The organism is Pleionea litopenaei, assembly GCF_031198435.1.
Lineage (GTDB): Bacteria > Pseudomonadota > Gammaproteobacteria > Enterobacterales > Kangiellaceae > Pleionea > Pleionea litopenaei.
Genome location: NZ_CP133548.1, coordinates 1722810 through 1735426, shown reverse-complemented (window position 1 = coordinate 1735426; position 12617 = coordinate 1722810). Strand labels below are relative to the sequence as shown.

Annotated in this window: 12 protein-coding genes; 5 read left to right on the top strand and 7 right to left on the bottom strand. The window is 38.0% G+C overall.

Annotation, left to right across the window (positions count from 1 at the left end; all coding sequences use genetic code 11):
* Positions 1-157 precede the first annotated feature (157 nt).
* The 6 genes from Q9312_RS07795 to Q9312_RS07770 all read right to left on the bottom strand — a co-directional run bounded on the left by Q9312_RS07795 (position 158) and on the right by Q9312_RS07770 (position 7930).
* Complete coding sequence (locus tag Q9312_RS07795; RefSeq protein WP_309204032.1) at positions 158-559, bottom strand: hypothetical protein; 402 nt, start codon at positions 557-559, stop codon at positions 158-160.
* Positions 560-1996: 1437 nt separating this feature from the next.
* Complete coding sequence (locus Q9312_RS07790; protein WP_309204031.1) at positions 1997-2452, bottom strand: hypothetical protein; 456 nt, start codon at positions 2450-2452, stop codon at positions 1997-1999.
* Positions 2445-4976 carry an RHS repeat domain-containing protein gene (locus Q9312_RS07785; RefSeq protein ID WP_309204030.1) on the bottom strand — a complete coding sequence of 844 codons (2532 nt, stop codon included), beginning with the start codon at positions 4974-4976 and terminating at the stop codon, positions 2445-2447. The genes Q9312_RS07790 and Q9312_RS07785 overlap by 8 nt, the downstream gene beginning before the upstream one ends.
* 5 nt (positions 4977-4981) lie before the next feature.
* Positions 4982-5866 carry an IS3 family transposase gene (locus Q9312_RS07780; RefSeq protein ID WP_309204486.1) on the bottom strand — a complete coding sequence of 295 codons (885 nt, stop codon included), beginning with the start codon at positions 5864-5866 and terminating at the stop codon, positions 4982-4984.
* Positions 5824-6102, bottom strand: a complete 279-nt coding sequence (locus tag Q9312_RS07775; RefSeq protein WP_309202661.1) for a transposase — start codon at positions 6100-6102, stop codon at positions 5824-5826. Before Q9312_RS07775 ends, Q9312_RS07780 begins: the two co-directional genes overlap by 43 nt.
* Positions 6103-6163: 61 nt before the next feature.
* Positions 6164-7930 carry a DUF6531 domain-containing protein gene (locus tag Q9312_RS07770; RefSeq protein WP_309204029.1) on the bottom strand — a complete coding sequence of 589 codons (1767 nt, stop codon included), beginning with the start codon at positions 7928-7930 and terminating at the stop codon, positions 6164-6166.
* 435 nt (positions 7931-8365) lie between these two features.
* Between Q9312_RS07770 and Q9312_RS07765 the strand changes: the two genes are divergently transcribed.
* The 5 genes from Q9312_RS07765 (at position 8366) to Q9312_RS07745 (ending at position 10933) form a co-directional block, all read left to right on the top strand.
* On the top strand, positions 8366-8821 hold the full coding sequence (locus tag Q9312_RS07765; protein ID WP_309204028.1) for a hypothetical protein: 456 nt from the start codon (positions 8366-8368) through the stop codon (positions 8819-8821).
* A gap of 118 nt (positions 8822-8939) precedes the next feature.
* A complete protein-coding gene (locus Q9312_RS07760) occupies positions 8940-9431 on the top strand; it encodes a DUF6265 family protein (protein ID WP_309204027.1) in 492 nt (163 codons plus the stop codon).
* 4 nt (positions 9432-9435) lie between these two features.
* Positions 9436-9765, top strand: a complete 330-nt coding sequence (locus Q9312_RS07755; protein WP_309204026.1) for a hypothetical protein — start codon at positions 9436-9438, stop codon at positions 9763-9765.
* A 39-nt stretch (positions 9766-9804) separates the two neighbouring features.
* Positions 9805-10245 carry a hypothetical protein gene (locus Q9312_RS07750; protein ID WP_309204025.1) on the top strand — a complete coding sequence of 147 codons (441 nt, stop codon included), beginning with the start codon at positions 9805-9807 and terminating at the stop codon, positions 10243-10245.
* Between the two features lie 334 nt (positions 10246-10579).
* The gene (locus tag Q9312_RS07745; protein ID WP_309204024.1) at positions 10580-10933 is read left to right on the top strand and encodes a hypothetical protein; all 354 of its coding nucleotides are present in this window, start codon (positions 10580-10582) and stop codon (positions 10931-10933) included.
* Between the two features lie 63 nt (positions 10934-10996).
* Here Q9312_RS07745 and Q9312_RS07740 read toward each other — a convergent pair whose 3' ends face one another.
* Positions 10997-12334 (bottom strand): alpha/beta hydrolase, encoded by a 1338-nt coding sequence (locus tag Q9312_RS07740; RefSeq protein ID WP_309204023.1) that lies wholly within the window; start codon positions 12332-12334, stop codon positions 10997-10999.
* Positions 12335-12617 lie beyond the last annotated feature (283 nt).

The following is a 12617-nucleotide window of genomic DNA, read 5'->3' as shown; positions in this document are numbered from 1 at the left end:
CTGAAGAACTCCAAATGTAGATGCCACTATTTTAGGGGAGGTTTACACAACAACTAGTGATAAAACTAGAAAAGAAGTTACGACTAAATAAGATGTTTTTGATTGTTTAATCAATTTTAACCTCTTAAGGTTATCTCGTCTCTAGGTAATCAAGTTATTAGTTAAATAATGACTCAATATTATATTTCAACTTACTTTGATTGTTTTCTATCTGAGAAGCGTATTCTAAGGCAGCCTTTTTTTGCTCTGATGTATAGTTGCCGTGCAAAAGTGGAATAATTTTTTCTCTATTGTTCAGTATTGCGGCCATTAGTATGAAGTTATAAGGGTTTTCTTCCTTTAGATTTAATGCAGTATTCGGTGCTGACGGATCTGCGCCTCTCCATAGCAAGAACTCTACTTTTTTATCAGAAATGTAGCTCTCTTTGTTCATCACCTCATGCGCTAGAGCATCGTTAGGTTCATCGAATATACGATATAAGTCCAGAAATTGTATAAGGCTCATTATTGTAATTAATGATAATAAAGAAAAGTATTTTATTCCTGACTTTGATCGCATATCGTTAAACCATCTATCATACCTAGTGCATTCTAATGCTTTTTACTTAATTTTGTATTTCTTTTGAAGTTACTCGCTAAAATAAACCCCAGAATTATCAATGGAATTAGAAAGCTTGATTTTTCTTTGATAAAGATGCCAGCGTTTAGAATATTTAATGAAGCTATGCAGTTGAAAATATACAATGAAAGCATTCCGAAAAAGCATGATAGAGCGCAGAAGATTAGGGCTTTGAGAATTACAGTCTTGTAACGCCTAATTGTTTTGTTAATCATCGATCAGATAATCCACTAAAAAATATATTATTTAATCTCACTAGTTAAAAGGTGTTAGGTGAATATATTTTTTAACTTATTTTGTATGATAACTTGGAAATCAAGATTCTTCGGCCTTATTGGAGTATAGTTTCAATTGGTTTGTTTTAAAGAAAGGGATGTATATTAATGGTGATGCGAGTACGCTAGCTATAATGCTGTAGGTTAATCCAAAGCTTGAAAGTAATATCCCAGCAAGAATGCTAGATATAATACTAATTAAAAATATTTCTACAAGAAGGCCTGTTTTTATATAATATATTTTGTTTTTTGTTCGCCCAAAGACATAAGAAAATATTACGTCTCGAAAGAATGTCTTATCTGTGAAATTTGCAGGGGCTAGTCCGTCTGATTTTATTTTTAAACCTAGAAAATGAAAGACGCATAACGCGAACAGAAGCAAGCATAGAAGAAAAGTCGACTTCTCATTAGTTGAGTGCCAATATAAAACTGTACTTACTATTAATAATGGGTTTGCAAAAAGACTATTAAAATATATATGACTCAGCATATCATTTCCTATAGGTTTATTTAAGAAACCTGTAAATATTGGAGACAAGTTACTGGGTGTTAGTCAGTAACTTGAAAAATAAAGTACGCTAGTTCTCCATACATCTATTTGTCCATCCCTCATCAAATGCCTCGCCGCTAGAATAACCGCTAGCAGTATGATGATATCCTCCTGATTGGCAGTGAATATAAGTTTCATCTATTTCAAAAAAATTTCGTGCCGCAAATGACTTAAATTGAATGAATGCTACCCTGTCAATATTTAACAGATAGTATAAAAACACCTCCTCCAAGCCCTAGCTGTGTAACTCCTTTATTTAACACGTAAAACCAAAACCTCTATGCACTTTGAGCGAGCCTTCTTTCTCTACTCATAAATAATATCCTAATGATCTCAATCGATACCTTCAGTAGCTTGTTTGTTGAATGAATCAATCTTTTGATTGCTCCAGAGTAGTCCTTTCTACATTGGAGCTACTGTATCACCTAAGAATTCGAATATATTCGAATCAAGATCCCATCAGATGACAGACTTTTAATTCTTTATCCTATTCAGAATGCTTGCTCATACAAATTTCTGATTCATTTAACTAAATAGGTCAGTTTTTCCTTATTAGTTCCTAGTTTGTAGTTGAGGCTTGCATTCATCAGAGCTTAGGCTGCTTATGTCGATATTACTAGCTAAGAATAATGCATCTAAAGCATCGAGCATTCGGCAATCGTTCTTTGCAATATTGTAAGCTTCCTCTATCTGTTCTGGAGTGTAATGTGCTATGAGTAATGGAATTACATTATACCTTTTGTTTCTAATAGCTTTGAAAAGAATTACGTTTCTTGGATGATTAATCTCACCTGACTCATCATCACCTGCTGAGGCGTTAGCTCCTAGCCAAATTAAAAAATTAATCTTATAGTCAGAGAGAGCAGTCTCTTTTCTGCTAAGCTCAATCGCCAAGTGTCTATTTGGGCTGTCTATCATTTCGGGAATCTTTAGATAAACAACAACAACTAGTGATAAAACTAAAAAAGAAGTTACGACTAAGTAAGATATTTTTGATTGTTTAATCACATGATTTCTCTATAACTTTAGCGTGTAAAACTCGACCCTCAGAACTTATTGTTGCTTGAATGGTGAACCTATGATCATCATGAGAAAAGTGATGATTGATTATCATATCTCCCATTCGAGACGTTCGAATATTGACTTTGAGTCCCCCTGATGCTTGGACAGCGAGAATTGTTCCCCCAATAAAAGCGCCCGGTCCTTTCGGAATAAATGTTGTAAGTCCCGCGATAATTGTATGGTTATTTATTCTATCGCTCATAGCGTTTCTTCTTGAATCATTTATTGCTACTGCCTCATCGTGTGAAAGCGGAGCTTGAACTAAACTCATGCTATCTAGATTAGCATCAGGCCTAAGAGAGTGAATGAATTTTGGATCTTGGCCCTTTCTTGCTCTCAACTTGTCGCATTCACATTTTTGAAGCCCCTTAGGATCAGTAAAACTAATTGGATTCCCTCCCACATAGGCATAGGTATTCAAACCTCCAGCCAATCCTATTGGATCACTCTGTAAATAACGTCCAATGCTAGCATCGTAGTATCTGTGATAGTTGTACCATAAACCAGACTCTTTATCATAGTATTGTCCAGGAAAACCTATATTAAAATCTCCAATTGTTGATACCGCTACAGTGCGACCAAAAGCAGAGTTGTTTGCTCTCCATATAACCTGTTTATTGATATTTGTGATAACTTCTGGTCTCGATAGGTGGTCATTATGTACAAAGTAGATCTGACCGTTTCTGTAGATTCCGATAATCTCATTACCAAGATAAATATAGATAGTGCTAAGGTTTCTAGAGTTGTTCGCGGTTTCGGCAAGTAGCTTTCCTTGCGAGTCGTATATGTATCGAAAGGTCCCCAAAGCGCCAGATTTATAGACTCTTTGTCCTAAAGCATTTACTTTATAGTAGGTTGAATTTGTTCCCTTCTTAATTTTAGTGACTTGTTCAAAGTTGTTATAGCTTATTTCAAGAATATCCCCATCAGAGCTAGTCATAGATGAAACATTGCCGTTTTCATCATATTGAAAATGTCGATTTAAGATACTCGATTGTGTTTCTTTTAACTGATCACTTGTATCATCTACAATTAGCGTTGTGGTCGCTCCTGAATTTATATGATTTCTGCGATTATTATTGTTGTCATAACTAAAAAGTTGGTTTGTGCTGGGTGAGCTAATAGACTCTAGTCTTGATAAATCATCGTAACCGTAAGTTTGTGTATTCGCTCTGTAACTTACATTAGTTAGCTTCGTAATTTCATTGCCGGAGTTATATTGGAATCGTAAGTTCTGTATTCCTGGGCTGCTAATTTCGGTTAACCGCCAGTCAGAATCATATGAGTTGCTTCTGATTGCACCATTGGCATAGGTCATTGTGTTTATTGGACCTGTCGGTTGATGGGTTATTCCGGATACTAGATATCTCCAAGTACTGCCTATCAAGACTTTTACTGCCTTAATATTGCCGGTGTTTAAATTATATTCATATCTTACTTTAACCCCATTTGGATAGAGTATATCTTTTAGTCTACCGTTATCGTCATAGCTGTAGTCTAGATCAAGTCGAACACCATCTATAACTTGACTCTGACTATCTAAAGCTCCCCAGGAATTATATTGGTACGATGTCGAACCTGAATTATCGGTAATTTTACATAATTTTGATTGACCATAAGTGCAGGTGTCATAAGTAAATGTTTGATTTCCATTGTCTGAATTAATTGCTCTTAGGCGACCATTACTATCATATGAATAGTTTATTATTTTATTGTTGTTTTTGAGTATTGATTGAGGTCGACCATCGAGATGTATTGATGATGTTTTCGTTGTGCCTGTATCAGGATTTACATCTTTCCACGAGAATCCAAAAGCATCTACAGTATACTCCGTTTTCTTTCCTCTTGGATCTATTACTGCTTTTAGCCGGCCCAAGGAATCGTATTCGAACGAAGTTACTTGGTTAGTTGAATCTGTACTTGTTTTTAGTTGACCTAGTTCATTGTAGTCTCGAGTAGAAACTCTGCCTAACGCATCTTTAATACTTCGAATCTGTCCATTGCCATTGTACGAATATTCAATAAACTGTCCGTTATTGCTTCGCTTTTTTTTCAGTCTACCTAATGTATCGTATTCATAACGTTTACTATAATGGGGGGTTCTACTGGTTGTTGCAATCCACTCCCCGCGACGATAGACTTCTTTCGTTAGAATTCTAGTTACCTCTTTCTTTATTAGATTAGACAACAAATCATATGTGAAAACCGCCTCTATCTCAGTCCACTGATGAGGCGTAATAGAGTTTTCGAACTGTCGTTTTCTAGTTAAGCGTCCTGCGTTATCATAAGTATAATTGATACTTCTTTCGCCGTAGTAATTTACTCTTGATATCTTACCATGTGTATTATAGTAATAGTAAATGGTTGATGGCCGTCCATTAATTAATTGAGTTACTGACTTCAATCTACTTCGCTCATCGTATGTAAACTCTTTATAGGTCCCATGACCTTTACCCCAAATAACAGACACAGGTTTTAAGCTGCCGACTCTTCAAATATCATCGGGGCTTTATAGTCCAGATGAGAGTGACGACGCTTTCGATTATAAAATCCTTCGATATATCTAAACAAGCTCATTCTTGCTTCTCGTAGATTGAAGTAATTTTCGAAGTTCACATGTTCGGTTTTTAATGTGCCAAAGAAGCTTTCAGCAACGGCATTGTCCCAGCAGTTTCCTTTTCGGCTCATACTGATAGTGACGCCAACCAATAACGATTCGAGTTCTTCAGAAACATACTGGCATCCTCGGTCTGAATGAAAAAGCTTCGGTAAGCAACCTCGACGCGCTTGAGCCATTTTAACCGCATCACAGACAAGCTCCGCTTTCATGTGTTCTGCGAGCTGCCAACCGATAACCGCTCGTGAATATAAGTCGATGATAACAGCCAGATAAATCCAACCCGTGCTCGTCGGAATATAAGTAATATCACTCACCCAAACTTGGTTGGCTTCTTCAACTTTAAACTCTCGGTTAAGCAAATTATTAGCCACTGGCTTACCATGACTCGAGTCGGTTGTGACAACGAACGCTTTAAACTGCTTAGGGTAGATATTATTCTCCCGTTTCAGGCGAGCCACTCGCTTATGATTAACGGGTTCTCCTGATTCCTTCAGCTCCTTCGTAAGCCTTGGGACACCATAGGTCTGTTCGTTATCGTTAAAACACTCTACAAGCTTGCCGAGCAGGCGTTCATCTTCGATTTGTCGTGCACTCGGAGGCCTACTTCGCCAATCGTAATAACCCGAATAAGAGACGCCCAGAGCTCGACACTGTAAATAAACATTAAACTCTGGGTGTTCTTCAATAAACTGATATTTTACGCTTGGTGCTTCGCAAAGTAGGCAGCTGCCTTTTTTAATATTTCTTTTTCCTGCCTGAGTTCTGCCACCTCTTTTCTGAGTTGTTTTAATTCCTGCTCTGGCGTAAGCTCGACTTCTGACGCTAACAATTCACTCCGATACTTGGTGACCCAGCTATAGAGTGAGTTTGGATTAACGCCTAGTTCTTGTGCTATGGAAGCCGTGCTGCGATCACTTGATATCGCTAACTGAACCGCATCAAGCTTGAATTGTTTAGAATACTTTTTATTTGACATTTGGATACCTCATTTCTGATATTGTAACTAAGAAATCTGTATCCGTTAAATTGGGTAAGCCTCACCCATCAGAATAAGTAACTCTACCGGCAAGCCCTAAAGCATTGAAGTTACTATAGGTTGTCTTAGCGCCACTCGCTGAAGTGATTTCGGTTAGATTTCCATGATCATCATAGCTATAGGTGACTCTGTCATCGAAATCGGTAGCTGATCCATCGACTGTCTCTGCTGAAAGCATTCCATTTTTAAATACATAGTTATATGTAAAAGTCTGTGAGTTAATCTGTCCAATACCACTATGGTTTGTGATCGTAACTCTACTTGGTCTATATTTGGATGGACCATTATTTGAATAAGTAAATTCCGTCTCTTTTATTAGGCTATTATTCTTATCAAAAATCTTTTCACTTTCAATTAAGTCAGTTTCATCATTCCATGTGTACTCAATTCTTTTACTAGGACCACTAGCTAACATTCCCTTTTTAACTTCGGTAACTAAACCTTTTTCATTATAGGAAAATCTATCAGAATTCCCTTCAAAATCGGTAGTGCTTTTTAGAAATCCATTGTCGTCGTATGTTTTATATGCAGAAGTAAGAGGACAGGTACTTGAAGCTCTATTTAGTACATTATAGAGCTTTGGCACTCCTCCTGCATTGGTATAACCATACTCTGTTTGTTGTCCTACTGCGTTTGTTACAGTCGTTCTCGACCCATTTGAAGAGTAAAGATAGCTGAACGTACTCTTTTCTATATCATTTACAAGACCACTCTCTATAACTCTACCATTAGTATCGTAAGTATAATTTGAGTAGCGAGCATTATTAATCGAAATTCCTGTTACTAGATGTCTAGCATTACTATTTTCATAATGATATGTTCGAGTAGTAGATGGATAACCTGGATAAGTCACACTGGAAAGATACCCGTGACTATTGTAACTGTAGTTATAGGTGTTCCCAGAAGGATCTGTCACTGCATTGACTTTGTTTCCAGTCCAAGAAAAGGTGATTTGTTGTCCATTTGAGTGAGTTATCTTATTTAGCTTGTTTCTACTTGAATAGTGAAAGGTTAATCCAACGCCGTTCGCGTCTTTTCTAGTGAGAATAAAGCCATCAGAATTGTAAGTTTCAATAAATTTATCTTCACCATAGTAAATCCAGTTTCCATTCGGTTGCTCCTCTAAATAGGCTATTGAATCTGGTTTGTTGTCTACCCAGACCTCTTTTTGAGCGTCCCAAGAAAGAGCGTAAGTTGCACCCTCCGGTCGTACTAATTGAATTGCGGTTAGAACAGTCAAGCCGTCACAACCCCCTGATACACCGGGCTCAGGTTTACAGACAACGCCTTGATGTATGAAGTTTAGCTGAAAGTCGAATGAGCTGAACCAGTTCGATCCAAACATTCCGATATTCTGAAAGTTTGAACGATACTCCCTGGTCAGGTGAAGGGGGTAAAGGCCAGCAGTAGTAAAGTCCTGCTCTGCTAGTCGCTTAACACCTGAAGATAGAATGACAGGGTGGTCGGAAGTTGGATTTTCACTATCGCATTGACCAACCGTGTAGGAATTATCAACAGTAAATGCTTTGAACCCAAAGTCGTAGCTTCCTGTATCTGATAAAAAGCGAGAGATATTTGACGCAAATCCCATATATCCGAAGCCTCCAAAGCAGGAGACTTGTCCATTGCTATCAATTACTTTTCGATATCCAAGAGGGCAAATTCTTTGACCGATGATCCTGACGTTATTGTCATCTGAGTATGCCGGAAGATGGTTAAAGCTAATTATAGCCAAGTAAATGTAAGCTAAATAGTAGAGTATTTTCATTGTTAATCCTTTAAGTTAAATTTCCTGCTTTAAACTGTTCCGAGATAAATGTTATTTTTAAAGATGCTTTGATGAAAAATTCTTAGATAACTATTGAACTTTGTTTAAAGTTTTTCAATTTGTTCTTTGTAAAACGTGACCGATGCGAAGAATTTCTTTTTATTAGAGCGTGAAGAGATTGTGAATATACCAAGAATGCTATTTCTGATAACACAACTTGAGTTTTGACATCGCAAGGTTGGTTCTATGGCTTTGGAATGTAAAAGAGATTCTCGAGTTCTAAGTTGGATTAATTATTCTGTTTTATGAAAGCCTAAGATGCGAGAATAAAATATACAGTGGAGAAAGGTTTCATTGATATTCACGATATACTATATTTAAGCCAGATGCGAAATATCTAAGCCAGATATGAAATACCAATCAGGACCCCAACCCTTGCCAAAACTCTTAACCCTCTCAAAATTCGTCAAACATCGTAATGGTGTGGCTCTTGGTGCACCGGACTCAATGCGCAATATGCTCACCCGATCATTAGGTGCGGGTTCATTCGATCGTTTTTGGCAGTATTGGAATCCTATCTGGGGATACTATCTGTCAACCAAAGTGATGAAGCCGTTACTCAAAATATTTCCATTATGGCTTTCGATCATTTTAACCTTCGCAGTCAGTGGTGCTTTGCATGACTTAGCCATCGCACTCGTTAAGTTAAAGCCTATAGTATTCTTTACCCCATGGTTTACGTTAATGGGGATAATGGTCGTTATCTCTAAGAAATACTCCCTGACCTATCAACAAAGACCGTTTGCCATACGTGCGTTGATTAATCTAATGACTATTATTGTCTGCTATATCCTAACAGACCAAGCGATTTATAAGCTTATAACCTTCTAAAAGACGAAAATTGAATAACTTAAAGACCTCTAACCACTAGAGGTCGTGCTAAATCAATGAGTTCCCTAATTAATAGAGTTTCAATATAATCTATCGCAGTTAAAAAAGGTGATAGCCTATGAAAGCCGTAATAATAATAGTGCTCAGCCTAGCTGTAGCGAAAGCACAAGGTGCTGAAGAGTGCTCAAGCTTAAATCAATTACAATGGCTCGAAGGTACTTGGTATGAGCAGAAAGCCGGTCAACCAAAAAACAATACAGATAAACCATCAAAACAAACCGTCGAGCAATGGACAGTCGTTAGCCCATATACACTCGAAGGAAGTGGAAGCGTTATTGAGAGAGGAAATAAGACCAACATTGAATCACTGAGAATTGTGAAAATGTCAGGAGAGGTCTTTTATATTGCCAAGGTCAAACATAATAGCTTGCCTATTCCACTTAAACTCATTAAATGTAGTGATGGTCAGTATTTCTTCCAAAATCAAAATCACGATTTTCCTAAGCGCATCGATTATTACAAAATTGATGAAAAGACGATGCGCGTGAAAGTTTCCGAAGATGGTGTAAAGGGATTTGTAGTGAATTTTAAGCAAGCCGATTTGAAGTAATAACATGTTTCGAATCGATGAGAGTAAATGGAAAATACATGACCCCGATGGCATTTTAAGTTATCACTTTGAAAGCTTCGATGTGAGCGTCTTAAAATGTGAAGGTGCAATCCACCCTAGAGAAGATATGCTCAGCTTCACTCACAAAGAAACAGGTTATATTGTGGATTTTGGCTATTACGGATGCGAAGTCACAATGGATGGAAGGTTTGTGGTTTATGTTATTGATGCAAATCTAGAAGATGGTTGGAGCAATCCGATTGAGCGGCATGAGGAAAATGACTTCTTAGAAGCAATGTTAAACCTCAAAGCAATGTACCGAAAATACAGTTAACACCACTATTTAACGTTCGGTAGAGAGAAAATAAAGATTATGAATGAAGAAAAATCACGAAGGATGGAGTTGAGAAGACAAACTGGAACGAGAGAAGTGGCAAAGCTTGAGCTTCATCTTAAACATCGTGGACCAGAGTATTTAATTGCTTTTGCTTGCTTTAACTGTCAAAAGTCATTTAAAAAGCCAGCACCTGATAAACATGTTAAGTATAAGTGCAATGAGTGCAGATTGCCTCTGTATATGATGGGGCGAAATTTCACAGCGCCGAGAAAGGGAAACTCAAAACAATGGAAGAAGGTACAATGGTTATACGCTTATGGCTTTCGTTTTCTAGGGAGTGGGTTACATGATGGAGCTGAATTGCCCAAAAAACTGAGTGATCTTAAATCTTTTTTAAGCGAAAATCCAAATCACCCATTAAGAGTTGCAGATATTGATGAGTTCATGTTGAAGGAGCTTCTCGCCAATGAAAAGTAATGAGTTATTATAAGAAGCAATAGACATAGCTTGGCTATGGCAGAATTAAAACACGCTACAGGATGCAGCGTTGGATGGGCTAAATTATGGGTTTCTCACTCAGGGCGACCAAACGCTGAGTATCCTGGCCCGCCGTGTAAGTTTTGCGGTGGGTTACTACGGACCAGCTTATCGAAACAATGCCCACATTGTCTAATGGACTGGCATGATGAGAATGAACCCAAGAAATTGAAATCAAAAAACTGAGCCAGAGAAACTGAGCGTAAGAAACAGAGCTGATATTGAGAACAATACGGTTGTGATTAATGTGATCGAGTGAGCCACCAATAATACTATGAATGATTTAAGTTTAGGTTGTGCAGATAGCTATCCTGTTCATGATGTGTATACCTTTAGTGATGATATCGAGAGGATCAGAGTTTGTGATCATGATTTCGAGCCCGCTATCGATGTTCATGAACCAGCTAAAGATGGATGGCATGGATTCTGTTTAATGTATCATTGTAATTTAGAGTGGTGTGATACTGAGTTCAAAATAGAGGATTTAGATGAGCTGATTGTGCTTTTAGAGACAGGAGCCGAAAAAGCACAACCTTCTTATTTTGACAGAGAAAATTGCTATTCTTTAATAGTGTTTTTAAAAGAAGCTAAGAGTAAAAACCGTAGCGTTTCTGTTTTAAAAGAATAGTTTTATTAGAACATCTAAGCTACTTAACTAACTATTAGCACTTCATTCTCTATTCACTCCCACCTACTGATACTTCAGCGGTTCTAGCTCCCATATTTCCCAACTTTCTAATTGATGCTTTTTCGCCAGTTCAATGGCTTTAGCATGGTGGTGTTTTGCAAGCTCTAAATTATTCAAGCCTGCAAACGCTAAACTCAATTGATAATGCCATTTCGGTAAGCCTTGTGCCTCTGGTTCAAGCGACTGCAACAATTCGCGCGCTTGTTGCGGTTGTTGATTACGGTTGAACATTAACGCGAAGTCGATAGCAATCATGTCAACAGTCATGTTAGCGGCCTTATTAGAATTACCGTCGTTCCATTCCGGGAATTCTTTTTTGATAGCCTTTAGAATGTCATAAACGTGCGCTTGCTGTTCAGTATAAAAGACGTATTTAGCAAAAGTATAGCTTTGCAACCAATCCATTCGATAGCCAGACCATAACGATTTTTTCTCTGCAAACGCGTTCAATACACCACGATAATTTTTAAAGTTTACGAGGTCTTTCATATCGAGAAAATAATTCGGTGTAAGAAATGTTAGAGCATCGTAAAGAGCAGGTAGGGCGGTCGAGTAATGGGTTTCATTCGGGTAGTGCTTAAATGACCAATGCTTCGATGGATGCTGATCGGCATTATTCTTCAATACCGCAACCAATTCATTGACACCCATGCCGCGTTCATTGGCTAATGAGAGAAATAAAGGGTTTAAGAATCGTTCTGAGTTCTCGCGCTTGGTTAACGCTTTTTTAAACCTCGCAATCAATGACATGTCATCAAACCAAACACTCGGACTCATCGCCAAAAACGCGTTAAAGGGTTTGTCGTTGTCTAAATAACTTTGCAACACCAACAACCCACCGAGAGAGTAGCCTGCCAAGGCTTTGCTTGTATTGGTTCGATACTCCTTATCAATTGTAGGCACCAGCTCTTGATATAAATAGTCTAAGAATTGCTTTGAGCCGCCGTAGCCGGGTTCTGAATCTATCGGCCAGGTATTACTCAATAAATAGTCATCGGGACCTTGAAAAGCCACGCCAACAACAATCATCGGCGGAATCTTTCCCATGCGCGCAAGATGCTTTGCCGTGTTCGCTACGTGATGGAATTGAAAGTCGCCATCTAAAACGTATAAGGTTGGATAACGATACGATGAGAGAGAATAGCGCTCAGGAAGCGATACCATATATCGTCTGGGTTGGTTAAAGGTTTTTGATTGATGTTGAAAGGTTTGACCATAATTTAAAGATTGCGTTGGCGTATTGTTCGTGGCGTTTGATGCAATAAGGTTTGAGCTCGAGATGATTGATAGAAGCGCAATAAATAGTAAGTTTATGAATGCTTGAGAAGTTATACGATGCATCAAATTCAATCTCCTTTTGGCGACGGTCTTTTGTTATTCGACGGCTTTTTTGTTGTTTCAGTTAATTTAATTATTGCGAACACGTAGGTTGGGTTAGCAAAGCGTAACCCAACATTTCTTAACCAGTAACTCTTAACCAGTAACCGATAAAAACATGTTGGGTTTCCTTCGTCAACCCAACCTACGAAGTCGAGATTTAAGGGTAGGGTGTGAATCACCATCCGCGAGTTAGTGTAGGTTAGGTTAGCAAAGCGTGACTCAACATTTCTTAACCGGTAACTCT